At 73.1% G+C, this 23,068-nt stretch carries 25 protein-coding genes; 3 read left to right on the top strand and 22 right to left on the bottom strand.

The features are described 5' to 3' along the window. Positions 1 to 118: 118 nt before the first annotated feature. The 16 genes from ACN9M0_RS29640 to ACN9M0_RS29565 form a co-directional block, all read right to left on the bottom strand. The gene (locus ACN9M0_RS29640) at positions 119 to 628 is read right to left on the bottom strand and encodes a GNAT family N-acetyltransferase (protein WP_366039602.1); all 510 of its coding nucleotides are present in this window, start codon (positions 626 to 628) and stop codon (positions 119 to 121) included. Beyond that, positions 625 to 1,236 carry a suppressor of fused domain protein gene (locus ACN9M0_RS29635; protein WP_366039603.1) on the bottom strand — a complete coding sequence of 204 codons (612 nt, stop codon included), beginning with the start codon at positions 1,234 to 1,236 and terminating at the stop codon, positions 625 to 627. The genes ACN9M0_RS29640 and ACN9M0_RS29635 overlap by 4 nt, the downstream gene beginning before the upstream one ends. Next, positions 1,233 to 2,450 carry a hypothetical protein gene (locus tag ACN9M0_RS29630; protein WP_426404481.1) on the bottom strand — a complete coding sequence of 406 codons (1,218 nt, stop codon included), beginning with the start codon at positions 2,448 to 2,450 and terminating at the stop codon, positions 1,233 to 1,235. The genes ACN9M0_RS29635 and ACN9M0_RS29630 overlap by 4 nt, the downstream gene beginning before the upstream one ends. Next, complete coding sequence (locus ACN9M0_RS29625; protein ID WP_426404480.1) at positions 2,447 to 3,673, bottom strand: hypothetical protein; 1,227 nt, start codon at positions 3,671 to 3,673, stop codon at positions 2,447 to 2,449. Before ACN9M0_RS29625 ends, ACN9M0_RS29630 begins: the two co-directional genes overlap by 4 nt. A 4-nt stretch (positions 3,674 to 3,677) precedes the next feature. Next, entirely contained in the window at positions 3,678 to 4,955 is a 1,278-nt protein-coding gene (locus tag ACN9M0_RS29620; RefSeq protein ID WP_366039606.1) for an MFS transporter, read from the bottom strand. 33 nt (positions 4,956 to 4,988) lie between these two features. Further along, a complete protein-coding gene (locus tag ACN9M0_RS29615; protein WP_426404479.1) occupies positions 4,989 to 6,719 on the bottom strand; it encodes a B12-binding domain-containing radical SAM protein in 1,731 nt (576 codons plus the stop codon). After that, on the bottom strand, positions 6,719 to 6,937 hold the full coding sequence (locus ACN9M0_RS29610) for a hypothetical protein (RefSeq protein WP_366039608.1): 219 nt from the start codon (positions 6,935 to 6,937) through the stop codon (positions 6,719 to 6,721). Before ACN9M0_RS29610 ends, ACN9M0_RS29615 begins: the two co-directional genes overlap by 1 nt. Positions 6,938 to 7,034: 97 nt before the next feature. Next, the gene (locus ACN9M0_RS29605; RefSeq protein ID WP_366039609.1) at positions 7,035 to 7,193 is read right to left on the bottom strand and encodes a hypothetical protein; all 159 of its coding nucleotides are present in this window, start codon (positions 7,191 to 7,193) and stop codon (positions 7,035 to 7,037) included. 5 nt (positions 7,194 to 7,198) lie between these two features. Then, complete coding sequence (locus tag ACN9M0_RS29600; RefSeq protein WP_426404478.1) at positions 7,199 to 8,719, bottom strand: aKG-HExxH-type peptide beta-hydroxylase; 1,521 nt, start codon at positions 8,717 to 8,719, stop codon at positions 7,199 to 7,201. Continuing rightward, complete coding sequence (locus tag ACN9M0_RS29595) at positions 8,712 to 9,164, bottom strand: hypothetical protein (RefSeq protein ID WP_366039612.1); 453 nt, start codon at positions 9,162 to 9,164, stop codon at positions 8,712 to 8,714. The genes ACN9M0_RS29600 and ACN9M0_RS29595 overlap by 8 nt, the downstream gene beginning before the upstream one ends. A 433-nt stretch (positions 9,165 to 9,597) precedes the next feature. Further along, complete coding sequence (locus ACN9M0_RS29590) at positions 9,598 to 10,176, bottom strand: hypothetical protein (RefSeq protein ID WP_366039613.1); 579 nt, start codon at positions 10,174 to 10,176, stop codon at positions 9,598 to 9,600. Beyond that, positions 10,173 to 11,348: an ROK family glucokinase gene (locus ACN9M0_RS29585; RefSeq protein WP_366039614.1), complete on the bottom strand. Its 1,176-nt coding sequence runs from the start codon at positions 11,346 to 11,348 to the stop codon at positions 10,173 to 10,175. Before ACN9M0_RS29585 ends, ACN9M0_RS29590 begins: the two co-directional genes overlap by 4 nt. Positions 11,349 to 11,385: 37 nt before the next feature. Then, positions 11,386 to 12,192, bottom strand: coding sequence for an ATP-binding cassette domain-containing protein (locus ACN9M0_RS29580; RefSeq protein ID WP_366039615.1), 807 nt, complete (start codon positions 12,190 to 12,192; stop codon positions 11,386 to 11,388). After that, entirely contained in the window at positions 12,189 to 13,244 is a 1,056-nt protein-coding gene (locus ACN9M0_RS29575; protein WP_366039616.1) for an ABC transporter permease, read from the bottom strand. Before ACN9M0_RS29575 ends, ACN9M0_RS29580 begins: the two co-directional genes overlap by 4 nt. After that, on the bottom strand, positions 13,241 to 14,260 hold the full coding sequence (locus tag ACN9M0_RS29570; protein ID WP_399700223.1) for a sugar ABC transporter substrate-binding protein: 1,020 nt from the start codon (positions 14,258 to 14,260) through the stop codon (positions 13,241 to 13,243). Before ACN9M0_RS29570 ends, ACN9M0_RS29575 begins: the two co-directional genes overlap by 4 nt. An 86-nt stretch (positions 14,261 to 14,346) precedes the next feature. Further along, positions 14,347 to 15,066 carry a GntR family transcriptional regulator gene (locus tag ACN9M0_RS29565; protein ID WP_366039645.1) on the bottom strand — a complete coding sequence of 240 codons (720 nt, stop codon included), beginning with the start codon at positions 15,064 to 15,066 and terminating at the stop codon, positions 14,347 to 14,349. A gap of 153 nt (positions 15,067 to 15,219) precedes the next feature. Here ACN9M0_RS29565 and ACN9M0_RS29560 point away from each other — a divergent pair, with 153 nt between their 5' ends. After that, positions 15,220 to 16,206 (top strand): Gfo/Idh/MocA family protein, encoded by a 987-nt coding sequence (locus ACN9M0_RS29560; RefSeq protein WP_366039618.1) that lies wholly within the window; start codon positions 15,220 to 15,222, stop codon positions 16,204 to 16,206. Between the two features lie 11 nt (positions 16,207 to 16,217). Here the strand turns inward: ACN9M0_RS29560 and ACN9M0_RS29555 are convergent, their stop codons facing one another. The 3 genes from ACN9M0_RS29555 to ACN9M0_RS29545 form a co-directional block, all read right to left on the bottom strand. Further along, the gene (locus ACN9M0_RS29555) at positions 16,218 to 17,396 is read right to left on the bottom strand and encodes a cytochrome P450 family protein (RefSeq protein ID WP_366039619.1); all 1,179 of its coding nucleotides are present in this window, start codon (positions 17,394 to 17,396) and stop codon (positions 16,218 to 16,220) included. A 170-nt stretch (positions 17,397 to 17,566) separates the two neighbouring features. Continuing rightward, positions 17,567 to 18,250, bottom strand: a complete 684-nt coding sequence (locus ACN9M0_RS29550; protein WP_366039620.1) for a response regulator transcription factor — start codon at positions 18,248 to 18,250, stop codon at positions 17,567 to 17,569. After that, positions 18,247 to 19,455 carry a sensor histidine kinase gene (locus ACN9M0_RS29545; protein WP_399700226.1) on the bottom strand — a complete coding sequence of 403 codons (1,209 nt, stop codon included), beginning with the start codon at positions 19,453 to 19,455 and terminating at the stop codon, positions 18,247 to 18,249. Before ACN9M0_RS29545 ends, ACN9M0_RS29550 begins: the two co-directional genes overlap by 4 nt. Positions 19,456 to 19,600: 145 nt before the next feature. Here ACN9M0_RS29545 and ACN9M0_RS29540 point away from each other — a divergent pair, with 145 nt between their 5' ends. Next, a complete protein-coding gene (locus ACN9M0_RS29540; protein WP_366039622.1) occupies positions 19,601 to 19,822 on the top strand; it encodes a hypothetical protein in 222 nt (73 codons plus the stop codon). A 157-nt stretch (positions 19,823 to 19,979) separates the two neighbouring features. On the opposite strand, the gene ACN9M0_RS29535 is transcribed toward ACN9M0_RS29540, so the two are convergent. The 3 genes from ACN9M0_RS29535 to ACN9M0_RS29525 all read right to left on the bottom strand — a co-directional run bounded on the left by ACN9M0_RS29535 (position 19,980) and on the right by ACN9M0_RS29525 (position 22,108). Further along, positions 19,980 to 20,339 (bottom strand): hypothetical protein, encoded by a 360-nt coding sequence (locus ACN9M0_RS29535; protein WP_426404477.1) that lies wholly within the window; start codon positions 20,337 to 20,339, stop codon positions 19,980 to 19,982. Positions 20,340 to 20,350: 11 nt separating this feature from the next. Next, positions 20,351 to 21,316, bottom strand: coding sequence for a DMT family transporter (locus tag ACN9M0_RS29530; RefSeq protein ID WP_366039624.1), 966 nt, complete (start codon positions 21,314 to 21,316; stop codon positions 20,351 to 20,353). Between the two features lie 183 nt (positions 21,317 to 21,499). Next, positions 21,500 to 22,108 carry a dihydrofolate reductase family protein gene (locus ACN9M0_RS29525; protein WP_366039625.1) on the bottom strand — a complete coding sequence of 203 codons (609 nt, stop codon included), beginning with the start codon at positions 22,106 to 22,108 and terminating at the stop codon, positions 21,500 to 21,502. A gap of 177 nt (positions 22,109 to 22,285) precedes the next feature. Here ACN9M0_RS29525 and ACN9M0_RS29520 point away from each other — a divergent pair, with 177 nt between their 5' ends. Continuing rightward, on the top strand, positions 22,286 to 23,026 hold the full coding sequence (locus tag ACN9M0_RS29520) for an SDR family NAD(P)-dependent oxidoreductase (protein WP_366039626.1): 741 nt from the start codon (positions 22,286 to 22,288) through the stop codon (positions 23,024 to 23,026). Positions 23,027 to 23,068 lie beyond the last annotated feature (42 nt).

Genomic DNA, 23,068 nt, shown 5'->3' with positions numbered 1-23,068 from the left:
TCCCTCGGCCGGGCGTCAGGTCCAGAACCGGCCGGGACAGCAGGGACACGACGCAGCGCCGTACGTCTCCAGAAGGAATCCGTCGAGCGGGGCCGAGCGCAGGACGGCCGGACGGGACTCAGCCGGCCGGAGCGAAGCCCAGGTGGGTGTAGAGGCGGGCGGCGGGGTTGCCTTCGGTGACCACCAGGGTGAGTTCGGATGCGCCGGCGGCGCGGAGGGTCGTCGCGCTGTGGGTGAGGAGGGCTCTCGCCAGGCCCCGGGAGGTGTGCGCGGGGTCGGTGAGGGCGAAGGCCACGAGGGGGCGGGACTTCCAGTGGGTCACGAGGGAGAGGGAGGCCGGTGCGGTGCCGTACCAGGCGGCTCGCGTCGCCCGCCAGTCCACCGCGCCGAACTCGCCCGCGAGCGCGGCGGTCATCTCGGCCCGGTGCCAGTCCGCGGACTCGCCGTTGTCGTCCACCCCGCCCCGGTACGCGCGGTGGGACAGCGCACCGAGAAGCGCGGCGTCGGCCGGGGTGACGGGGGCGGCTCGGTACGGGCCGGGCAGCGGGTACGGACACGGCGGCGCGGCCAGGTCCCAGCGCATGAGGGTGCGCCGGGCCGGCGCGGAGGGCGGCGGGGCGGCGCTCACACGGTCCGCCTCGGGCGGGGGGCGGGCAGGGGGATCGCCGGCCGGGCGGGGTCGGCGAGGGCGGGGCGGGCCTCGACGACGAGGTCCTCGAAGCGCTCCCAGCCGTTCGCGGCGAGGTAGCGCTCCTCCTCGGGGCGGAGCGGGAAGAGCCACCAGAGTTCGACCCGTCGGCCCGCCGCTCTGACCTGCCCGAACGACCGGTCGTGGTAGACGGCCCGGCTCACGTAGAGATGGTCGGCGCCCAGGGCGGCGGCGACCTCCGGACGGCAGCGCACGGCCGAGCCCCGGTTGACGACCACGCCGGAGGCGAGGCAGTCCTCGGCGACCTGGGCCAAGGCTGCGGTCAGGACGGGCTGCCAGGCGTCGTCGCCCGCGAGGGCGAGGAACTCGACCCGTACGGTGCGCCGGCGGATCGTCGAGGCGAGATCCGTGTCGGACACGCCGACGGTACTCAGCGTGGTCCCCGGCACCCCTGGCTGCGCGGTCGCCCACACCTCCACCGGTCCGGTGCGGACGAGCGGTGCGTCGGGGACGGGTGCGGCCGCCTTCGACAGCACGTGGTCGCGGACGTGGTCGGACAGGCGCGGTTCGGTGGTACGCGGATTCATCTGGTGGACCTCGGGTCGGCGGGGCGGTGTGCGGCCGGCGCGGGCGCGGGGGCCGCGGGTCCGGCGCCACCGGGGCACCGGGAGTCGGGTTCGGCAGGGAGGGTGCGCAGTCCCTGCGAGAAGGAGGTGGCGTACGCGGACGCGGTGTCCGGCAGGTGCCAGCGCGCGGCGGCCGGGGCGGCGCCCTCGGCCAGCCCGGTGAGCAGGGCGCGGGCCCAGGGGGCGCCGGGGCAGGCGTGGCGGCCGTGTCCGAACGCGGTGTGCGGCACCGGGCCGGGCCCGTGGCCGGGGGCGGCGAACACCAGCAGGACTCGCTCGCCCGCCGCGATGTCCTGGCCGGCGAGCACGGTGGGACGGGCGGCCGTACGACGCGCCTGGAGGATAGGAGGATGGCGGCGCAGGGTGTCGTCCAGGAGAGCGGGCAGGCCCCCGGCCGCCGCGCCGTCCCCGGGCAGGGCCCGCAGCAGCTGGGCCCCGGCCGAGACCGTCGCCCCGAAGCCCGCCTTGACGAGGAGGACCCAGTTGAGCGCGAACTCGGCGGGGGACGAGGTCAGCCGGGTGGCCAGCGCGGTGGGGAGGTCGTCGGCGGGGCGGGCGGTACGGTGCCGGCGCAGCCGCGCGCAGAGGTGCAGAAAGGCGCGCAGGGCCCGCTCCTCGGCCTCGGGATCGGCCGTCATCTCACTGCTGTCCACGCACCAGGACCGGAACTCCTCCCGCAAGCCCTGTGGTACGCCCAGGAGTTCGCCCAGCGCGTCCGCCACCACGGGCACGACGACGTCCCGCACGAGGTCTGCGGCGGCCGTACGGGCTGCGGTGGCCGTACGGGCTGCGGCGGCTTCCCTCACCCGCTCGCTCAGCCCGCGGGCGATGTCGGTACGCAGCGGGGCGGAGAGTCCGCGCCGCATCCGGGCGTGCGGGCCGTCCGGCAGTCCGGGGAGCTGGAGGCGCAGCAGGGCGGTCTCCTCGGGGGACGGGTCGCCCATCGCCGTACCGAGCAGTTCCCCGCTGAAGTCCCGTGGTCTCAGCGCCGCTTCCCGCAGCGCGCGGTGCCCGGCGACGGCCCACGCCCCTGCCCCGTCGCGGGTGCGCACGGCGACGCAGGGACCCAGGGTATGGAGGTACGGGAGCAGGCCGGCCCGCAGGGCGGCGGGGTAGAGGGAACTGTCGTCCCAGGCGTCGAGGAGGGCCGCGACGGGTCCCGGGGCGGCGGTCACGCCACACCCGCCGCGGTGCGGGATGCCAGCGCGTCCAGGGCGGCCCGCGCGTCGCCGTCCCCGCGCAGTCCGGCGGTCACGGCCGTCCATGCCGCCGGGGCGGCCCACCAGCGCGGACCCCAGCCGTCCCTCAGGCACTGGAGGGCCTCGTCGCGCCAGGCGAATCCGGCCAGGTAGGCGCGGGGCTGGAGGCCGTCGGCGGCGTCCTGGAGCAGGGCTTGGGGGGTGCGGTCGACGCGCAGGCGGGCGGTGAGGTCGCGGGCCAGGGCGAGCGTCTCGGCGGGCGTGGCGTCGGGCGGCAGCTCGTCGTCGAGGGCCGCCGCCGCGCGGAACATCTGGCGGTCGAGGAGTTCGGTGTAGGTGGCGGTGGTGCGTACGGCTTCGGTGTAGGAGGGCGGGAGACCGAGAGCCGCGAGCCACTCCGGGTCGGTGGCCAGGGATTCCAGGAGCAGTGCCCACCCCTCGGACCGGACGGGGTCGAAGCGCCAGCGGCTCTCCAGCGTCGAGTCCGGTGCGCGCAGGGCGTGTTCGGCCACGTGGGCGAGCTCGTGGAGGAGGTGGGCGAGGGCGGGGACGGCGGGGGTGGTGGACAGGACGAGGACGCTGCGGCCGGGAACCCGTACGGGTACCGCCACGGCGCTCGTCCAGACCTTCCGTACCAGCGTGACCCGGTGCTCCGGGGGCAGCAGCCCGGCCTGCCGCAGGCGGGTGACGAGGATCCGCAGCAGGGTGTCGGCGGGCGGCAGCGCGACCACCCCGCCGTGGCGGCCCTCGCGGAGGGCGGTCCTGAACGCGGGGGTGGTCACGTCCTCGTCCCGGCCCGCCCCGGACCAGCGGCGCAACAGCCCGTCGACGGGCTCCACCGGGCCGCCGCAGCGGAGCAGCCGGGACCGGGTGCCCGACGTGAGGGGGAACGGCCGGCCCCGCTCCCACCACGGGTCGCCCGTCCTCCGCCGCTCCAGGAAGCCGGCCGCCAGCTCCCCCGCGTCCATCGCGGCGAGGCGCCGGTCGACGGCGGCCCTGCGGACGGCCGGATCGGCGGTGGGGCTGGTGTCCAGGGCGAGCAGCGGCGGGGGCGGCGCCCCGCGGACGTCCGGTGCGAGGTGGGTCAACAGCCGCCGTACGCCCCCGGAGGCGGAGGCGGGAACCGGTCCCGGGTCCGCTCCGAGCCCGAGGTGGGCCAGCACCCGCGCTTCGAGGTACGCCTCCTCCGGCCGGGGCATGCGCTCACCGGCTCCGGCCGCAGAGCCAGGCCGTCAGCGCCCCGCCGACGGCGAGCCCGGCCGCGGCGATCGACCAGGTGACGGTGACCGAGTCGATGGCGGTCACGAACGATCCGACGACGAAGAGCCCGACTCCGGTCACCGCCCCGGACACCAGGGAGACGAAGGACAGCATGGTGGCCCGGTTGGCGTGGGTGAGCCGGTCGTTGACGGCGCCCTGGATGACCGGGACGGCCACGCCCGACGCCGCGGAGAAGCACACGTACAGCGCGACCGCCTGCCAGGCACCGCCGCTGAACGCGGTCAGCAGGAGCAGCGCCGCGGCCGCGAACGACGCGACGAGCACGATCGGCGGACGGGCCACGCCCCGCTTGGTGCGCAGTCTGCGCACCAGGTCGAGGAGCGGGATCTGCACCAGCGGACCGGCACAGCGCACGAGCCCGAGCAGTACCAGGCCGGCGGTGAACCGCCCCTCCAGATAGGTCGTCCACTGCACCCCCGGCAGGCTGCCCATCAGCGCGACGAAGGCCACCGCCCCGGCCAGGAGCATCAGCACCCGGTCCCCGCGCAGGGCCGCCCCGGTCCCGCCCAGGTTCTCCCGCAGGGCGGTCGGCAGCGAGAGCCCGGCGGGGCGCGGGGTCCGGCTGTGCTCGCGCATGACCAGGGGCAGGACGGCCGCGGTCACCGCGCACACCACCGCCGACAGGAGGAAGGGCAGGGCCAGGCTCCGGGTGCCGATGACGGCGCCCACCAGGACGCCGGAGATCAGTCCGGAGTTGCAGGCGATGCGGCTGCGGGTGAACAGCGCGTCGACCGTCTCGTCCGCGCCGAAGTGCTCGCTCTCGTCGACCGCCCACGCTTCGAGGGCGCCCGACTCGAAGGTCGTGCCGATGGAGACCAGGACGTGCGCGAGCAGCAGGACCGGCAGGTCGTGCGCGAAGAACAGCGCCCCGAATCCCACCGCCCGGAACACGAAGCTCGCGATGACCGAGCTGCGCCGGCCGAGCAGGTCGGCGACCATGCCCGTCGGGATCTCGAAGACCGCCTCGGCGAGCCACACGACCGCGACCGTGGCGAAGATCGCCCCCGGACTCAGGCCGATGGCGGCGAAGTAGAGGATGGACGTGGCGGCCCAGGTGAAGTCGATGAAGTAGCCGACGTACGAGATCCCGTAGAACGTCCTGGTCGTGCGGCGGATCGCCGCCAGGTCCTTCACGGGCGGCGATCCGGTGTCCGCGCCGACGGGCGCGGACGGCTCCTGGGACGGCAGATCAGTGGTCAAGGTCTTCCTTACACGTCATGCACGAGGACAGGGTCACGCGAACCGGGTGAGCAGCGACGGGTCCCGCTCGAAGCGCTCGTCGCCCACCGACTCCCGGACGCGTGCGAGGAGTTCGGGCAGGGCTGTCCGTGGGTCCCCGGTGGTGGGCAGGTGGGCACCGTACTCCTCCTGGATCGCGAGACGACCGGTACCGGCCACCTCCACCAGGTGCTGCATGTAGAGGTAGGGGACGTGCCGCAGGGCGACGAGGTCCAGCTGGAGCTGGGAGAGGCGGTCGCCGGTACGGCCGCCCGAACGCCACTTCTCGGCGCAGAGTTCGCCGTCGGCGAGCGCGGTGTCGATGGCGGGCTGCCAGGTGCGGCGGAACCAGCGCATGCCGGCGGCGACCGCGGCGACGTCGTCGTTCTCGTACAGGCCGACGATGTCGGGGAGTTCGTTGGGTGCGAAGGCGCGGCCCTGCCGGCGTTCGTAGAACTCGCGGATGGGGGTGCCCTGATAGAGCACGAGAGTCGTGTAGATCGCCTCGTGCGGGACGTAGTCGTAGAAGCCGAGCCGCCGGAGGAACGCGAGGTTCATGCGCAGATCGGCCAGGGTGGTGGCCGGGTCGAACATGATGAAGTCGACGACGATCTCGAGCCCGAGCCGTTGCAGCGTGCGGACGGCGTCGACGTTGACCTGCGGCGACACGCCCTTCGCCAGCCGTTCCAGCATCGTGGGCGAGGCGCTCTCGATACCGAGCTCGACGAACCGCAGGCCGATCTCCTTCATCCGCGCCAGGACGTCCTCACTGCGCAGGATCTGGTTGACGCGGGTGCCGAAACTGACCGTGATCTCGGGGTCGTACGCGTGGATCGCCTCGATGACGGCGAGCGAACGGCGCGGACTGACGTAGAAGTTGGCGTCGCTGAAGTAGATGTGCTGGTACGGGATGCCGTCCCGCTTCCGGAAGTGGTCGATCTCCTCGACCACGGACTCCGGCGAGCGGGTCCGGTAGCGCCGCCCGATGGTGAGCACACCGCAGAAGGAGCAGTTGTACGGGCAGCTCCGGCTGGTGTTGACGGTCAGCGCGGGCTTGAGCCGGCCGCTGACGTCGTCGAAGTACGACAGGGTCGGGTATCCCGAGTCGGAGGTGAACCGCGCTTCGGGGAACGGCAGGGTGTCCAGGTCCTCGATGAACGGCGGGTCCTCCCGCGAGGCCACCTCCCCGGTCGGCTCCCGCCAGGTCGTGCCCAGCACGCCGGTCACCGGACGACGCGCGGCGACCCGTCGCGCGATCTCCAGCATCGGTTCCTCGCCCTCGCGGCGCACCACCAGATCGACCTGCGGGTGCGCGGCGACCAGGTGGTCGGCGACCGCGGTCGCGTGCGGGCCGCCCAGCACGACCAGGGCGGCCGGGTTGCGCTCCTTGATCCAGGCGGCCATCCGCAGGGCGTTGTCGGCGGACTCGTTGTAGACGGAGAAGCCCACGATGTCGTACGTGTCGAGCCGGTGCTCGGCGGCGAGCCGCTCCGGCTCGCGGAGCGCGCCGCCGAAGTCGAAGCCCTCGCTCTCCAGGCCGTGGGAGCGCAGGTAGGCCATCACGTAGGCGAGCCCGATCGGCTTGGACTTGCGGCGGTCCGAGTACCCGACCGACGGGTTCACGAACGCCATGGCCGGGCTGAACTCGGCGGCCTCGGCGGGGGTGGGCGCCGGGGCGATCCGCAGGACCTCCGGCCGCTGCCGGGTACCGGGGGTCTTCGGCGTCGCCGGAGTGGTCCGCGCCATCAGTTGCTCCGCTCTGCGAGAAGCACGCCGTCGGCGAGCAGGGAGAGGGCGAACTCCCGGTCGCCTCCCTCCAGTTCGTCCGGGGTGGTCTCGTCGGCGAGCAGCGCCCGCCAGACCTTGGAGGCGGCGGTGTTGAGCCGTACGCACTGCCCTTGCGGGCCCCCCTCGGCCACGTAGACATGGCCGGCCTCGTCGAGCCAGCGATGAGTCGTCCGCATCCCGTTCTTCCCTGTGGTCCGTGTCCTCGGTGTGGTGGGCCGGTGGTGGCCCCGGCCGCTGAGTGAGCGAGCCGGGACCACCGGTGTGACCGGCGCGTCAGGCGGCGGTCCAGGTACGGCCGAGCATCTTCACGTAGCTCGCGCCGCCCAGGCTGACGGCCTCGGCCGCCGCCTCGTCCGTGTCCTCGAAGCCGTCCAGGGACAGCTCCTCGGCCAGCTTCGCCACGAGCTCCTGGTCGGTGGACTTGGTGGTCATGTTGTTCACCTCCCCCGTTCCTCCCGTACGTCCCCCGCGGACTGCGTCCCGGGGTGCTGCTCGACGACCATCAGGCCGGTGTCGAGCAGGTCCCTGAGCGCCCGGGCCACCGTGGGGGCGGCCGAGCCGGGCGCGGCGGCTCGGAGGGAACGGACGGCGAGGCCGCTGTCCACCCCGTCGCACGCGGTGAAGAAGGTCCACTGGTACGCGTTCAGCACGTGCACGTCCCACGGCTCGACCGTGGCCACGAGGCCGAGGTCGGGCTCCGGCCGCCAGGCCCGGTGCCCCGGGGCGCTGCGGCGGAGGGTGCCGGCGGGAAGGCCGGCGGCGGTGCTCGGCCGGGGCGGCGGCTCGGGATCCCGTTCGCGCAACGGAAGGCCGGGCGGCGACTCCGCGTCCTCGGACGCGACCGCCGCGCCTCCGTGGTCCGGCGGCGTGTCCTCCAGGACGTCGCGCAGCCACCGCGCCATCCGCACGCCGGCCGGCCCCAGGTCGCGGGAGGCGTCCCCCAGCAGCTCCGCCAGCAGATACGCGGCGCGTTCGCGGCAGACCGCCAGACCGGTCGCCCGGCTCCCGGCGGGCGGGTCGTGACGCTCGTACAGCGCGACGAGGTGGACGTAGACGTGGGCGGCGGCCAGCGCCCGGTTGGCCAGCCACCGGTGCGGCGCGCCGGACGCGTCCCGGTGCCAGGGGATGGGCAGCAGCAGCGCGCTGTCGTCGACCACGCCCGCGCGGTGGACGGGGCGGGTCAGGGTGAGCGCGTTGAGCTTGAGGTGGAGGGCCTCGTGCAGGAGGGCTTCGGCGAGACGGTCGGGGTCGGTGGTCATGCGGCGTTCGACGAAGATGATCCTCGGCTGCGAGAGAAGCGTTCCGCTGGCGAAGAGATCACCGTCGAAGAATGCGATTCCGTCGATGAACGGCAATGTCTCCCGAGCGATCTCGGGTACGGCCGCGCGGAGCAGTTCCGCCGCCGTCTCCACGGCTTTCCGTTCGATTTCCCCGGCCGCGTAGAGGGTGTTGACCATGAAATCCCCGTTCCCCGCGGAAAGGGCACGGGAATGTGTCTCGCGCGAGGTCGGCGCGCTGAGCGCGTACCGCCGGAATGCCGCCTCGACGGCCGAGGTCAGCGGCCCGTACACGCCCTGCCACAACCAGACGGTCTGCCGCCCCGCCTCGCCGATCCCCGCCGTGCGCGCCCGCGGTGGCTCCGCGCCCGTCGGCGACAGCTCCTCCCGCCGGGCGGCCCGCGGCGCGACCGCGGCGGCCAGTACCGACGACGGCTCGGCCACCGGCTCGTGCAGGCCGTCGAACATCGACTGCAGCGCGGCCCATACGGCCGGGTCCTCGGCGAGCTCCGGATCGGCGGTGACCTCGTCCCCGTGGCCGAAGCGCCGCAGGGCGGCGGCGAGGGTGAAACCGAGTACGTGCCGGGCGCGCCGCCGGATCGCGTCCGCGCGGCCGAAGTCCCGGTGCTCGGCCAGGAGCCCGGCGCGTCCGGGCGCGGCCCCGGCCTGCCGTTCAGTCATAGGTGGGCACCGCCCCGATGTCGTACTCGTAGCCCCGGCCGGCCTCGTCGAAGGTGCGGCGGACGGCCTGGCGGACGGTGGCCGGGATCTGCTGCGGATGGCGGCGGTGGAAGGCGCGCTCGTGCTGGAACATCACGAAGGTCTCGGGCCGGCCGAACCCGTAGCGGGCGTGGTCCTCGCCGAAGCAGGGGGCGAAGCAGAGGACGAACGCCCGGTGCTCCCCCCACTGGAACCAGTGGCTGGGGTCCGTGACGTCCTCCGGCGACACCCGCGGGCGGCGGGGGGTCGCACGCTCCCCGTACCAGTCGAAGACCTCGACGGTGGTCTCCTCGAGCCGCTCCAGCGACTCCCCCGCCCAACCGGGCAGTTCGAGGACGTAGCCGTCGGCCTCGCCGGTCAGACACTCCGCGAAGGCGGCCTGAAAGGACGGAAAGCTGCGTTCCATGTGGTCTTCGAGCGTCGCGGTGGAAACACTCGGCGGTGACGCCCGGATGACGGAACGCGCCGCGTAATGGCATTCGCTCCGGTCCAGCACGTACTGAAAAGCGTTCTGTCTCATACCCGGCCCCCGTCGGATATCCACGCTCACTTCGGGAGTGGTCGAACTCCCTGGTCGCTCGCCCCACAATTGACGAACACGAAAGGAGGCGCCGTCAATGCGTCAGTCGAAGCTTGGCCGGAATCCCGCTCTGGCGTGAAAGTACGTCTTGCGCGATGGCGGAAAGCGGTCGTGACCTCGGCGGAGGACGCCTCCGGACGGCCGGTCCTCACAAGCTGGTCGCGCACGGCGAGCGGGGCGAAGGCGCCGAGGGCGAACAGGAGGGCACGGCGGCCAGGAAGGTGTGGGCCGCGATCCGGGTGGCGGGGGATCCCCGAGGTCAGGGGCTCGTGGCGGAGACCGCGTACACCCGGGGGAAGGCCGGGTCGGTGAGGTCGACGGTGATGTCGGTGCGCGGGCGCGGGTCCTCGCGGGTGACGGTGGTGCCCGCCCAGCTCATGCCGTCGGCGAAGGTCCAGCCCGCGATGTCGGCGTCGCGCTCGCCGACGGTGATCCGGCCCGGGGTGAGCGCGGAGCGGGCCGTCCCGGACTCGGCGAGGAAGGCGTCGAGACCGCCGGCGGTCGTCGTGAACTGGACGTACAGCCGGCTGGTCTTCCAGTTGCTGGTCTCGTAGTAGGCGACGCCCCAGGCCCCGGAGGGGATCGGGACCTCGAAGACCCGGCGCTTCATCAGCGAGGGCCAGTTGTCCTGGAGGCCGGCCGCCGAGGACTCGCGCTCCTTGTCACGGCCGCTGTCGCGGCTCTGACCGGCGGAGATGACGAGGTAGCCGGCCGGGATGCCGACGAGGAGCACGATGATGACGGCCGTCAGCCAGCGGCGGCGGATCATGTGGCGGCGGTCCTCGGGCAGCTTGTCCTGCGGGGTGCGGGGCGGGGTGGACTGGTGGGGCACGGTCATGAAGGCGGGTCCTCGGGGGTACGGGCGGCCCGGCCCGAGGTTCCGTTGCGCAGGGCCTGGGCGTAGCGCTCGTACCGTTCGTACCGCTCGACCCGGCGCCGGTTGGCGCGGCGGAAGCGGCGGGCGACGAGCCGGGCGAGGTCGGCGGCGCCGACCATGCCGGCCTCGGGGCCGAGCTGGGCACGGGTGATGCGGGCCTCGGGGCGGTAGCCGCGGCCGGTGAGGTGCCGGCGGAAGGCGTCCCTGGCGGGTCCGATGAGCAGGTCGTCGGCGGCGGACACGCCTCCGCCGATGACGAAGCAGGAGGGGTCGAGGGCGGCCGCGAGGTTGGCGATGCCGACGCCGAGCCACTGGCCGATGTCCTGGAGCAGCTCGACGCACATGGCGTCGCCCTCGCGGGCGAGCTCGGTGATGAGGGGGCCGGTGATGTCGGGGATGTTCCCCTTGACCCGCTCGATGATCTCGTACGCGACCGGGGAGTCGGCGGCGGCCAGCTCGCGGGCCTCGCGGACCAGCGCGTTGCCGGAGCTGTACTGCTCCCAGCAGCCGCGGTTGCCGCAGGGGCAGCGGTGACCGCCGGGAACGACCTGCATGTGGCCGAACTCTCCGGCGACGCCGTACTTGCCCCGCTTGACCTGGCCGTCCTCCAGGATGGCGCCGCCGATGCCGGTGCCGAGGGTGATCATGACGAGGTGGTCCTCGCCGCGTCCGGCGCCGAAGCGCCACTCGGCCCAGGCCGCGGTGTTGGCGTCGTTGTCGACCATGACGGGGACGGCGAGGCGGCCCTGGAGGGCGTCGCGGAGGGGTTCGTTGCGCCAGGCGAGGTGCGGGGCGAAGAGGACCCGGGCCCGGTCGGCGTCGACCCAGCCGGCGGCGCCGATGCCGACGGCGTGCACGTCGTGCCGGTCGGAGAGGTCCAGGACCAGTTCGACGATGGTGTCCTCGACGACCTTGGGGCTCTTGGACTTGTCCGGGGTCTCCGTGCGGAGCTTCTCCAGGATGTTGCCGTCGGCGTCGACGACGCCGGCCATCACCTTCGTACCGCCGATGTCGATGCCGACGGTCGGCACCCGGGGCGCCGTCAGGTGGGAGCGCCGCTCCCGGGTGCCGACGGTGCGCAGCACGGTCCCGCGGGCGGCTCCCCGGTGGGCGAGGTCACGGTAGGTACTCATCGGCTCCGATTCTGCCAGGTGGGGTGTGAAGGGGCCGTTACGCGCCGGTCGGCCGCTCCAGCTCGTGGCGCAGGTCCTCCAGCTCGCTGCCGCCCGCCATCTGCCGGGTCAACTCGTCGAGCGTGACGGAGTCCTTGGTGTGGCTGGCGGCCATGACGCCCCGCTTGAGGAGGACGAAACGGTCGCCGACGAGGTAGGCGTGGTGGGGGTTGTGCGTGATGAGAACCACGCCGAGGCCCTCGTCGCGGGCGGCGGCGACGTACTTCAGGACGACCCCGGACTGCTTGACGCCGAGCGCGGCGGTCGGCTCGTCGAGGACGAGGACCTTGGCGCCGAAGTGGACGGCGCGGGCGATGGCCACGCACTGGCGCTCGCCGCCGGAGAGGGTGCCGATGGGCTGGTCGACGTCCCGGAGGTCGATGCCCATGCGGAGCAGTGCCTCGCGGGTGGTGGACCGCATCAGGCCGACGTCGAGCCGCTTGAAGGGGCCGGAGCCCTTGGTGGGCTCGGAGCCGAGGAAGAAGTTCCGCCAGACCGGCATGAGGGGGACGACGGCGAGGTCCTGGTAGACGGTGGCGATGCCGCGGTCGAGGGCGTCGCGCGGGTTGGCGAGGGTGACCTCCTCGCCCTCGATGCGGAAGGTTCCGGCGTCGTGCCGGTGGAGACCGGCGACGATCTTGATGAGGGTGGACTTGCCGGCGCCGTTGTCACCGAGGACGCACGAGATCTCGCCCGCGCGGACCTCCAGGGAGACCCCTTCCAGGGCGCGGATGTTGCCGTAGTACTTGCTGACGTCGTCGAGCTCGACGAGCGGGGCGGCCTGTGGCGTGGCTTCGGTCGTCACTTGGTGGCCTCCACGCGCTTGCGGATCCAGGCGTTCAGCAGGGTCGCCAGGAGGAGCATCGCCCCCAGGAAGAACTTGAACCAGTCGGGGTTCCACTCGGCGTACACGATGCCCTTGCTGGTCATGCCGAAGATGAGGGCGCCGACGGCCGAGCCGATGGCCGAGCCGTATCCGCCGGTGATCAGGCAACCGCCGATGACGGCCGCGATGATGTAGATCAGCTCGTTGCCGACGCCTTCGCCCGACTGGACGACGTCGAAGGAGAAGAGCAGGTGCTGGCCGGAGATCCAGGCGCAGAAGGCCACGGCCATGTAGAGGCCGATCTTCGTGCGGTAGACGGGGACGCCGACCGCGCGGGCCGCGTCGGCGCCGCCGCCGACGGCGAAGATCCAGTTGCCGAAGCGGGTGCGGAGCAGGATCCAGGTGGCGAGCGCGACGAGGCCGAACCACCACAGGATGGTGACCTTGAACTCGACGCCGCCGATCGTCACCTCCGAGGCGAAGAGCTTCCGGGCGGAGGGGAAGCCCTCCATGTCGGCGATGCTCTTGGTGGAGACGGTGCCGCTGATCAGCTTGGTGAGGCCCAGGTTCAGGCCGGTCAGCATGAGGAAGGTGCCGAGCGTGATGATGAAGCTGGGCAGCTTGGTGCGGGTCAGCATGACGCCGTTGAAGACGCCGATCGCCAGGGTGACGAGCAGCGAGACGCCGACGCCGACCCAGACGTTCGCCGTCATCTGGTAGCTGAACATCGACGAGACGAGCGCGGAGCTGGTGACCAGGACACCGGCGGACAGGTCGAACTCGCCGCCGATCATCAGCAGGGCGACCGGGACGGCCATGATGCCGATGGTGGAGGCCGCGTAGAGGACGGTGCCGAGGCTGGAGGGGTTCAGGAAGCTGTCGGCGACCACCGCGAAGAAGACGAAGACGGCGATCGCGCCGACGATCGAGCCGAGCTCGGGGCGGGCGAGCAGCTTCTTGAGCGGGGTGGTGCGGAGCAGCCGTTCGTCGACGTGGTCGACACCGTCCGACGGTGGGGCGGTGGAGCTCATCGGGTGCCCCGATCCGCGTACTGCTTCAGCGCGGCGGCCTGGTCCTTGGTGATGATCTGGGGGCCGGTCAGGACCGGCTTGCCGCCGCCGAGGACGTCGGCGTTGTAGCGGTAGAGCCAGAGCAGGTCGACGGCCTCGTAGCCCTGGAGGTAGGGCTGCTGGTCGACGGCGAAGCCGAGGGTGCCGGCCTCCAGGGCGGTCGCGACCTTGGCGTTGAGGTCGAAGGTGTCGACCTCGGCCTTGCTGCCGGCGCTCTTCGCTGCCTGGACGGCGGTGTCGGCGAAGGGGGCGCCGAGGGTGACGACGGCGTCGACGTCCTTGTCGGACTGGAGCTTGGCCTCGATGGAGGCCTTGACGTCGGGCATGTTGGTGCCGTCGACGTACAGGTTCACGAGCTCGCCGCCGAAGGTCTTCTTCACGCCGGCGCAGCGCTGCTCGTGACCGACGTTGCCCTGCTCGTGCAGGACGCAGAGGGCCTTCTTCTTCCCGCGCTTGTCGAGCTCCTCGCCGACGGCCTCGCCGGCGACGGTCTCGTCCTGGCCGATGTGGGTGAGCGCCCCGTAGGCCTTGGACTGCTCGGCGCCGGAGTTCACGGTGATGACCGGGATGCCGGCCTTGACGGCCTTGTCGACGGCGGCCTTCATGGCGTCGGGCTTGGCGAGGGTGACGATCAGTCCGTCGACGCCCTTGGCGACGTACGAGTCGATCAGCTGCGCCTGCTGCTGGGCCTCGTCGTTGTGGGCGTAGAGGAAGTTGATGTTGTCCTTGGCGGCGGCCTGCTTGGCGCCCTTCTGGACGATGTCCCAGAAGGTGTCGCCGTCGCCCGAGTGGGTCACCATGGCGAAGGTCCACCGGGGGGTGTCGACGGCCGCCCTGCCCTGGGCCTCGGCGGCCTTGCGGGCGTCCTCCGCCCGCTTTCCGCCGGTGCTGCTGCACCCGGCGAGCGCCGCGGTGAGTGCGAGGGCGAGCACGGCGCCGACTGCGGCGCGTACCCCTCCTGTCCGAAGCCTGGTCACGAGGCCGTGCCCTCCTTTGTGTCCTTCTGCGTGCATTGCAGTATCGGTCATGCGGGTCGTGGCGCTCGTCAGGGGGTTGCCCTGGGCTATGGACGGACCATCAGCTGGAACTCGAAGGAGTAGCGGGTGGCCCGGTAGAGGTGGGAGCCGTACTCGACGGCGCGGCCGGTGTCGTCGAAGGTGACGCGCTCCATCGTGAGCAGCGGGGCGCCTTCCGGTTCGTCGAGGAGCGCGGCCTCCTCGGCGGTCGCGGCGCGGGCGCCGACGGCCTGCCGGGCGCTGTGCAGCGTGAGCGCGGCGGAGCGGAGCATGCGGTAGAGGCCGGTGGTCTCCAGGAGTGCGGTGTCGGGGGCGATGAGGCCCGCGGGCAGGTGGTTGCACAGGTACGCCATGGGCTCGCCGTGCGCGGTGCGGAGCCGTTCGAGGTAGAGGACCTCGGTGCCCTCGGGTACGCCGAGGGCGGCCGCGACCGGTCCCGCGGCGGGTTCGAGGCGGTTGGCCAGCACTCGGGTGGCGGGGCGCTGCCCGGCGGCGGCGAGGTCGTCGTAGAGGCTGCTGAGCTCCATCGGACGCCGGACCCTGCTGTGCACGACCTGGGTGCCGACGCCCCGGCGGCGGACCAGGAGCCCTTTGTCGACGAGGGACTGGATGGCCTGGCGGACGGTGGGCCGGGACAGGCCCAGACGGGTGGCGAGGTCGATCTCGTTGCCGAGGAGGGTGCCCGGGGACAACGTCCCGTTCTCCACGGCGCTCTCCAGCTGCTGCGCGAGCTGGAAGTAGAGCGGGACCGGACTCGTGCGGTCCACGGAGAGCGGGGGCAGGGGGGAGCCGGACTGCTTGGGCACGGGGGGAGCGTAGCCCGGGGCGCTGAGGACAGGAAGCTGATGACGGGAAGTCGTGACGTCCGGTTGTCCTGACAAATCCTTGACACCGGGGGCGCCCGGCTCCACGGTGGGCCCATGCGCATCGGACTCATCGGTACGGGACGGATCGGGAGCTTCCACGCGGGTGTGCTGGCCAGGCACCCGGAGGTCGAGTCGCTGGTCGTGGCGGACGCGGACGCCGTCCGGGCGGCCGGGGTCGCGGGGGCGCTCGGGGCGGAGGCCGCGCCGGACGTGGAGTCGCTGCTCGGGCACGCGCTGGACGCCGTGGTGATCGCCTCGGCGACGGCCGCGCACGCGGAGCTGATCGCCCGCGCCGCCGGGGCGGGCCTGCCGGTCTTCTGCGAGAAGCCGATCGCCCTGGACGTGTCGCGGACGCTGGCCGCGCTCGACGCGGTGGCGGAGGCGGGCACGGTCCTCCAGCTGGGGTTCATGCGCCGCTTCGACGCGGGCTACCGGGCGGCGCGCGAGGCCGTGCGGTCGGGGCGGCTCGGCCGGCTGCACACCGTCCGGGCGGTCACCTCCGACCCGGAGCCGCCGCCCGCCGCGTACCTGCCGCTCTCCGGCGGTCTCTTCCGCGACTGTCTCGTGCACGACTTCGACATCGTCCGCTGGGTGACCGGGCGGGAGGTCGTCGAGGTGTACGCGACGGGCTCGGACGGCGGCCCGGCCATGTTCCGGGAGGCCGGGGACGTGGACACGGCCGCGGCCGTGCTCACCCTGGACGACGGCACGCTGGTGACGGCGACCGCGACCCGGTGCAACGGCGCCGGGTACGACGTCCGCATGGAGCTGGCGGGCGAGCGGGACCAGATCGTGGTGGGCCTGGACGACCGGAGCCCGCTCGCCTCGGTGGAGCCGCAGGGCCCTCCCGCACCGGGCAAGCCCTGGCCCGGCTTCCTGGAGCGGTTCGCCCCGGCGTACGAGGCGGAGCTGGACGCCTTCGTACGGCTCGTGCGCGGCGAGGCGCCCAACCCCTGCGACGGCCGGGAGGCGCTGGCGGCGCTGCGGATCGCCGAGGCGTGCGAGCGCTCGCGCCGGGAGCGGCGGCCGGTGGGTCTTTAGGACGTGAGGGGTCACCACCTGACCGGGAGGTGGCGGACGCCGCGCAGGAGGAGGCCCGGCAGCCACTCCCAGGGCGCGCCCTCGGGGTCGAGTTCGAGCCGGGGGAAGCGGTCCAGGAGCGTCCGGAGGGCGATCCTGCCCTCCAGACGGGCGAGCGGGGCGCCCAGGCAGTAGTGGATGCCGTGGCCGAAGGCGAGGTGGCCCTTGGTGTCGCGGCGGATGTCGAAGCGGTCGGGTTCGGGGAAGCGGACCGGGTCCCGGTCGAGCGCGCCGATCCCCACCAGGACGCTCTCCCCCGCCGGGATGACGGTGTCGCCGAGGGTGACGGGCTCCCGGCTGAAGCGGAAGGTGCCGGTCTCCACCGGCCCGTCGTACCGCAGGGACTCCTCGATCGCCCCGTCGAGGAGGTCCGGGTCGGCGCGCAGGGCGGCGAGCTGCTCGGGATGGGTGAGCAGGTTGCGGACGGTGTTGGAGATCAGGTTGACGGTGGTCTCGTGGCCGGCGATGAGCAACAGGTAGGCCATGGCCCGGAGTTCCGGCCCGGAGAGCCGGTCGCCGCCCTCGGCACGGGCGGCGATGAGGCCGGAGAGCAGGTCGTCGGCGGGTCCGGTGGCCCGCTTGTCCTCGATGAGCCCGTCGAGGTAGCCGCCGAAGCCCTCCAGGGCGTCGAGCATGCCCCGCTCGCCCGTCGGGGTGACGAGCTCGTTCGACCAGCCGCGGAAGGTCTCGCGGTCCTCGGCGGGGACGCCGAGGAGCTCGCAGATGACGGTGATCGGCAGCGGGAACGCGTAGGCGTCGACGAGGTCGGCGCGTTCGGCCGGTTCCATGGCGTCGGCGAGGTCGTGGGTGAGCCGCTCGATGCGGGGGCGCAGGCTCTCGACCCGGCGGCCGGTGAACTCCGCGGTGACCAGGCGGCGCAGCCGGGTGTGGTCGGGGGCGTCGGCCGCGAGGAGGTGGACGCCGATGATGTCCTCCTCCGGCGGCCGGACGCCGATGACGGAAGGGGACTTGGCGAGCCGGGGGTCGGTAAGCGCCGCGCGCCCTTCCTCATGGCCGACGACCAGCCAGAACTGGAAGCCGTCGGGCATCCGCACCTCGTGGACGGGCCCTGCTTCACGGAGCTTCGCGTAGAAGGGGTACGGGTTCGCGGTGAAGTCCGCGCCGTACTCCCCCAGTTCGATGACGGACATCCGGGCAGACTATCCGACCGGTCACTCTCGTCCCCCGGCCGTTCTCGCCCCCTGGTCGCCTTCGTCCCCTTGTTGTTCTCGTCCCCTAGTCGTTCTCGTCCCCTGGTCGCCTTCGTCCCCTTGTTGTTCTCGTCCCCTAGTCGTTCTCGTCCCCTTGTCGCCCTTGTCGATTAGTCGTTCTCATCCCCAGGCTCTTGGTCGTCGACGAGGCCGGCGTCATGTACCAGGAGCGCGATCTGGACACGGTTGTTGAGGCCGAGCTTGGCGAGGATCCGGGAGACGTGGGCCTTCACCGTGGGGACGCTCATGTACAGCTCGGCGGCGATCTCGGCGTTGGAGCGGCCGTGCCCGACGGCGACGGCCACCTCCCTTTCGCGGTCGGCGAGTTCGGTGAGTCGGCCGGCGGCCGTGGCACGCCGCGGCTGTTCAGGTCGCGCCGCTACGTGGGTCATGAGCTGGCGCGTGACGGCCGGCGAGAGGACCGGGTCGCCCGCGGCGACCCGGCGGACGGCGGCGACGATCTCGGCGGGCGGGGTGTCCTTGAGGACGAAGCCGGCGGCACCGGCCCGCAGGGCGCGCAGCACCTGCTCGTCGGCGTGGAAGGTGGTGAGGACGACGACCTCGGGGGCGCCGGGGTGGGCGCGGAGGCGTTCGGTGGCGGTGAGGCCGTCGACGTGGGGCATGCGGATGTCCATGAGGACGACGTCGGGGGCGTGCAGGGCGACGAGTTCGGGAACTTCACGGCCGTCGGCGCCCTCGCCGACGATCTCCAGGTCGTCGGCGCCGCCGAGCATCAGGGTGAGGCCCGCGCGGACCAGGGGGTCGTCGTCGACGATGAGCAGCCGGATGGTCATGCGGGCCACGGTAGCCAGGCGTGCAGGGCGAATCCGCCGTCGGGGTCCGGGCCGTGCTCCATCCGGCCGCCGGCGAGGGCGGCGCGTTCGGTGAGGCCGATGAGGCCCTGGCCGGAGCCGGGGACGTGCGGCACCGGTCCCTCGGGGGCCGGGTTGTGGATGTCGACGGTGAGGCCGTCGCCGGGGCGGCCGCGGACGGTGACGGTGACGGTGGTGCCGGGGGCGTGCTTGCGGGCGTTGGTGAGGCCCTCCTGCGCGATGCGGTAGACGGTGCGGCCGGTGGCGGCGGGCACCGCGGCCGGATCGTCGACGGTGCTGTCGAGGACGACCTCCGTACCGGCCTCGCGGGACTCGTCGACCAGCGCGTCGAGGGTGACGAGGGTCGGCTGCGGACGGTCGCCGTCGTTCTCGCCGGGCGCGCGCAGGACGCCGATGATCTCGCGGAGGTCCTGGAGGGCTTCGTGGGCGCTGTCGCGGATGACTCCGGCGGCCCGGGCGATCTGCTCGGGCGGGGCGTCGGGCCGGAACTCCAGGGCTCCGGCGTGGACGCTGAGCAGGGTCAGCCGGTGGGCGAGGACGTCGTGCATCTCGCGGGCGATGGCCTCGCGGGCGAGCCGCTGGGCCTGGGCGGCGCGCAGCTCGGCCTCGGCCTCGGCCCGGCGGGCCCGTTCCCTGAGGGCCTCGACGAGCTGGCGCCGGGAGCGGACGAGCATGCCCCAGGCGGTGACGAGCAGGATGAGGATGCAGCCGAGGGCGAGGGAGAGCCCGGTGCTGGTGGTGGGGTCGGGCCGGACGAAGACCTGGACGGTGGAGGTGACGACGGCGAGCGCGCCGATCCAGGCGACCTCGCGGAAGGGACGGCGTACGGCGACGCTGAACAGGCTCGCGAGGAGGGCGCCGGCGGCGACCGGGGCCACCACGTTCAGGAGCGAGAGGCCGACCGCGAGCCCGGCCGGCCAGCGGCGGCGGGTCCAGAGGGCGCAGCAGGCCGCGGCGCCGGCGAGCTGGTCGAGGAGGGTGACGGTTCCGCTGGTGTACCGCGCGCTGGTGTCGGCGGCGAGGAGACCGACGAAGGCCGCGAGGAGGAAGAGAGTGGTGTCCACGATCCAGTCGCGGACGGTACGGCGGGGCCGCGCCGCCCCGCTCCCACCCGGTTCGGCCAGGTGGGAGGGGAGCAGCCAGCGCTGCCGGTCCGTACGAGTCATGGCGCAAATCTACGCAGGCCGGGGGCGGTCCACCGGCCTTGCGGGCCCTCGGGCTACCGGAGTCGCGCAGGTCGATACTTTGGTATCGACCGCCGTAGACGAGCGGCGGACGCGGCCCGCCGGTCCCGGCGGTCATGATCGATTCATGAAGCGATTTCTTGAGAGTCTCGGGGGCCTGCTGTTCGTGGCCGGTGTCGCCGGTGTGATCCGCGAGCTGACGGACGGCTGGTTCAGATTCCTCGGGCTGACCCGGTTCCTCACGGAGAACGTGGGGTTCCTGGAGGGCCGGGAGCTGTTCACGAACATCGTCATCGCGGTCCTCGGCCTGGTCCTCGCGATCTCGGGGAGCCGCATAGCGAAGACCTGAGCCGGGGGCCGGCCGGAGAGGTCGGGGCACCCTCCCGTACAGGTCGGGGCTGGCGGGCAGGCCGGGACCGTCGGACAGGCTGGGGCTGCCGGGCAGGCCGGGACCGTCGGACAGGTCGGGACTGCCGGACAGGTGGAGCGCGGTCGGCTGGGCGCCGTCAGGCGCTCGCCTGCTCGAGGCGGGTGACCTCGGCCAGGTGCTCGGCCATGCGGTGCGAGACGGAGCCGCTGGTGTAGAGCGCGCTGCCGATGACGGCGACGGGCACGGACGCGCCGAGGACGGCGAGGAGTTCGGGCCAGTCGCGCTCGTTGACGCAGGAACTGTCGCTGTTGTGAAGGTTCTCGCTGGTGAACCGGGAGGTGCACTCGCGGCTGCTCTCGCCGGCCTCGAAGGGCGTGAAGAGGAGAACCGCGAGCCAGACCCACAACAGCCCGGCCACGGCGAGGAGTCCGAGTCCCCATGCCTGGGTGCGGCGGGCGCGGGCACGGAAGTCGATGTCGTACGGCAGTGAACGCATGGGCCAAGAACCTATCGGGCGTCCTGCTCGGCGGCGCGGCGACCCCAGCTCGTCCCCGCGAGGACGAGCACGGCACCCGCGAGGCCGAGGACGCCGGGGCGGTCGCCGGCGAGGGCGATGCCCGCGGCGGCGGCCCAGAGCGGTTCGGTGCCGAGGAGGAGGCTGACGCGGGACGGGGAGGTGCGGCGGACGGCCCACATCTGCACGAAGAAGGCGAAGAGCGTGCAGAAGACGGAGAGGAAGAGGAGCCCGGCCCACTCGCGGGGGCCGAAGTCGAGGGCCACCGCCCAGGGCGAGGCGCCGGTGCCGGGGAAGGCGGCGATGACGGCGAACACGGCGACGGCGGAGCCGAGCTGGACGGTGGTGAGGGAGAGCGAGTCGGCCGACCGGACCGCCTTGATCCGGGACATGGCCAGGACGTGGACGGTACGGGCGAGGGCGGCGAGCAGCATGAGCAGATCACCGACGGAGGGGGCGGTGAAACCGCCGCCCTGGGTCAGCAGCACCACGCCCGCCACGGAGAGCCCGGCGGCGGCGAGGAAGGCGCGGGGAACGGGGGTCCCCCCTGCTGGCGCGGAGCCGAGAGCTTGGGGGAGGACCCGGGTGACGGCGGCCTCGGCGAGCGGGGTGAAGATCATGGTGAGGCTGATGATCAGGCCCGCGTTGGTCGCGGAGGTGTGGACGACGCCGTACGTCTCCAGGAGGAAGATCCCGCTGAGGATCAGGCCGAGGGTCGCGGCGCCGCGCCACTGCGCCGCGCTCAGGGCCCGGAGCTTCCGCCACCCCGCGGCGACGAGGACGGGCAGCACCACGGCGAACCGCAGCACGAGGACCGCGATGACGGTGTGGCCGGTGGTGATGCCCTTGGCCGCGAGGTAGCTGGCGCCCCAGACGACGGCGACGAGCAGGACGGGCAGGTCGGTGAGCCAGGCCCGGCGCGGGGCGCCGAGGGGCACGGGTACGGCAATCGAGGACATCGCGGACCGTGTCTCCAACTCTCGGGGCGTGGTGGAGACTTCGACGGCTCGCACTCGGAGCGATCACCGTACCCGGACAGGCCCGTGGCGGCTACACCTTTCCGTGGCCGCCGCGGGCGGGGCGGCCCTGGTCAGTAGCTGCCGTACGCGGGGTGCGTCAGTAGGTGCCGCACGTGGGGTGCGTCAGTAGCTGCCGTACGTGGGGCGGCCGGCCAGTTCGTACGTGTGGAGGGCGACGCCCGTGCCGGTGGTGCGTGCGTCGGTGAGGCGGAAGGCGGTGGGGCGGACCCCGTCGGTGAAGAGGCGGCGGCCGGTGCCCAGGACCACGGGGAAGACGTGCAGATGGAGGGTGTCGATGAGGTCGTGGTCGAGGAGGGTCCGGGCGAGTCCGGCGCTGCCGTGCATCTGGATCTCGCCTTCGGTGCGCTCCTTGAGGGCGGCGACCTCCTCGACGACGTCCCCGCGCAGCAGGGTGGTGCCCTCCCAGTCCGCCGAGGTCAGGGTGGTGGTGGCCACGTACTTGGGGAGGGCGTTGAGCTTGGAGGCGACGGGGTCGGCGGGGTCGGTGTGCTTGGGCCAGTAGCTCGCGAAGATGTCGTACGTGCGGCGGCCGAGGAGGAAGGCGGTCGGCCGGGCGAAGATCTCGGTGACTCGCTGCCCGAAGTCCTCGTCGCCGAACGGGACGGACCAGCCGCCGTGCTCGAAGCCGCCGCTGGTGTCCTCCTCGGGGGCTCCGGGTGCCTGGATGACGCCGTCGAGGGTGAGGAACTGGGTGAGGCTGAGGGTGGCCATGGTGGATGCCCTTTCTGTTCTCCGGACCATCGTGTCTCACCCCTTTCGACTCCACCGCCCGGCGGAAGTCATCGGTGACCGGGTCGGCGTCCGAGTCCGATTCCCGCCAGCGTCCGGGCGCCCCACCGACTTTCCTTGAACCCGCAACCAATTGGCACTTCGCATGGAGGTTTCGGGATGTCCACGATGAACCACACGGCGGTCCTGGTGACGGGTGGCAGCCGGGGGATCGGCGCGGCCACGGCGGTGCGCCTGGCCGAGGAGGGCGCCGACGTCGCCTTCACCTACGTCCAGGACGAGGCACGGGCCAAGGAGGTCGCCGCGCGGATCGAGGCGGCCGGCCGCAAGGCGCTGCCGCTGCGGGCCGACGCGGCCGACGCCGGGGACGCGGCGGGCGCGGTGGAGTGGGCGGCGGACGCCCTCGGGCGCCTTGACGTCCTGGTGAACAACGTCGGCGCGGGCGTCCTCGGCCCGCTGGAGTCGCTGTCCCTCGCGGACGTGGACCGGGTCCTCGCGGTGAACGTCCGGGCGGCCTTCCTGGCCTCGCAGGCGGCGGCCGGGCGGCTCCCGGAGGGCGGCAGGATCGTCACGATCGGCAGCTGCATGACCCAGCGGGTGCCGGGCCCCGGCGGGACCCTCTACACGATGAGCAAGGCGGCGCTGATCGGCCTGACGAAGGCGCTCGCCCGGGAGCTGGGCGGGCGCGGCATCACGGCGAACATCGTCCACCCCGGTCCCGTCGACACCGAGATGAACCCGGCGGACGGGCCGTACGCGGAGGGCCAGGCGGCCATGACGGCGCTCGGCCGCTTCGGCACCCCGGCGGAGGTGGCCGCGATGGTCGCGTTCCTGGCGGGGCCGGGCGGGCGGTACGTGACGGGCGCCGAGTTCTCGGTGGACGGCGGGCACGCCGCGTAACCCCTCGGGAGCCGTGTCACTCCCCGAGAGGGATTGCGCGAG

The organism is Streptomyces sp. R-07 (assembly GCF_049913175.1).
Lineage (GTDB): Bacteria > Actinomycetota > Actinomycetes > Streptomycetales > Streptomycetaceae > Streptomyces.
Note: the sequence above shows the minus strand (reverse complement) of the source record. Positions and strands in the feature narration are given on the sequence as shown.

Coding starts and splice junctions, on each gene's coding strand:
- ACN9M0_RS29615 (WP_426404479.1), bottom strand. CDS start 6,719: ATGGCGCGGACCACTCCGGCGACGCCGAAGACCCCCGGTACCCGGCAG.
- ACN9M0_RS29530 (WP_366039624.1), bottom strand. CDS start 21,316: ATGTCCTCGATTGCCGTACCCGTGCCCCTCGGCGCCCCGCGCCGGGCC.
- ACN9M0_RS29575 (WP_366039616.1), bottom strand. CDS start 13,244: ATGAGCTCCACCGCCCCACCGTCGGACGGTGTCGACCACGTCGACGAA.
- ACN9M0_RS29545 (WP_399700226.1), bottom strand. CDS start 19,455: ATGACTCGTACGGACCGGCAGCGCTGGCTGCTCCCCTCCCACCTGGCC.
- ACN9M0_RS29605 (WP_366039609.1), bottom strand. CDS start 7,193: ATGACCACCAAGTCCACCGACCAGGAGCTCGTGGCGAAGCTGGCCGAG.
- ACN9M0_RS29525 (WP_366039625.1), bottom strand. CDS start 22,108: ATGGCCACCCTCAGCCTCACCCAGTTCCTCACCCTCGACGGCGTCATC.
- ACN9M0_RS29610 (WP_366039608.1), bottom strand. CDS start 6,937: ATGCGGACGACTCATCGCTGGCTCGACGAGGCCGGCCATGTCTACGTG.
- ACN9M0_RS29585 (WP_366039614.1), bottom strand. CDS start 11,348: ATGAGTACCTACCGTGACCTCGCCCACCGGGGAGCCGCCCGCGGGACC.
- ACN9M0_RS29540 (WP_366039622.1), top strand. CDS start 19,601: ATGAAGCGATTTCTTGAGAGTCTCGGGGGCCTGCTGTTCGTGGCCGGT.
- ACN9M0_RS29625 (WP_426404480.1), bottom strand. CDS start 3,673: ATGCCCCGGCCGGAGGAGGCGTACCTCGAAGCGCGGGTGCTGGCCCAC.
- ACN9M0_RS29535 (WP_426404477.1), bottom strand. CDS start 20,339: ATGCGTTCACTGCCGTACGACATCGACTTCCGTGCCCGCGCCCGCCGC.
- ACN9M0_RS29550 (WP_366039620.1), bottom strand. CDS start 18,250: ATGACCATCCGGCTGCTCATCGTCGACGACGACCCCCTGGTCCGCGCG.
- ACN9M0_RS29595 (WP_366039612.1), bottom strand. CDS start 9,164: ATGGAACGCAGCTTTCCGTCCTTTCAGGCCGCCTTCGCGGAGTGTCTG.
- ACN9M0_RS29560 (WP_366039618.1), top strand. CDS start 15,220: ATGCGCATCGGACTCATCGGTACGGGACGGATCGGGAGCTTCCACGCG.
- ACN9M0_RS29635 (WP_366039603.1), bottom strand. CDS start 1,236: ATGAATCCGCGTACCACCGAACCGCGCCTGTCCGACCACGTCCGCGAC.
- ACN9M0_RS29590 (WP_366039613.1), bottom strand. CDS start 10,176: ATGACCGTGCCCCACCAGTCCACCCCGCCCCGCACCCCGCAGGACAAG.
- ACN9M0_RS29520 (WP_366039626.1), top strand. CDS start 22,286: ATGTCCACGATGAACCACACGGCGGTCCTGGTGACGGGTGGCAGCCGG.
- ACN9M0_RS29555 (WP_366039619.1), bottom strand. CDS start 17,396: ATGTCCGTCATCGAACTGGGGGAGTACGGCGCGGACTTCACCGCGAAC.
- ACN9M0_RS29600 (WP_426404478.1), bottom strand. CDS start 8,719: ATGACTGAACGGCAGGCCGGGGCCGCGCCCGGACGCGCCGGGCTCCTG.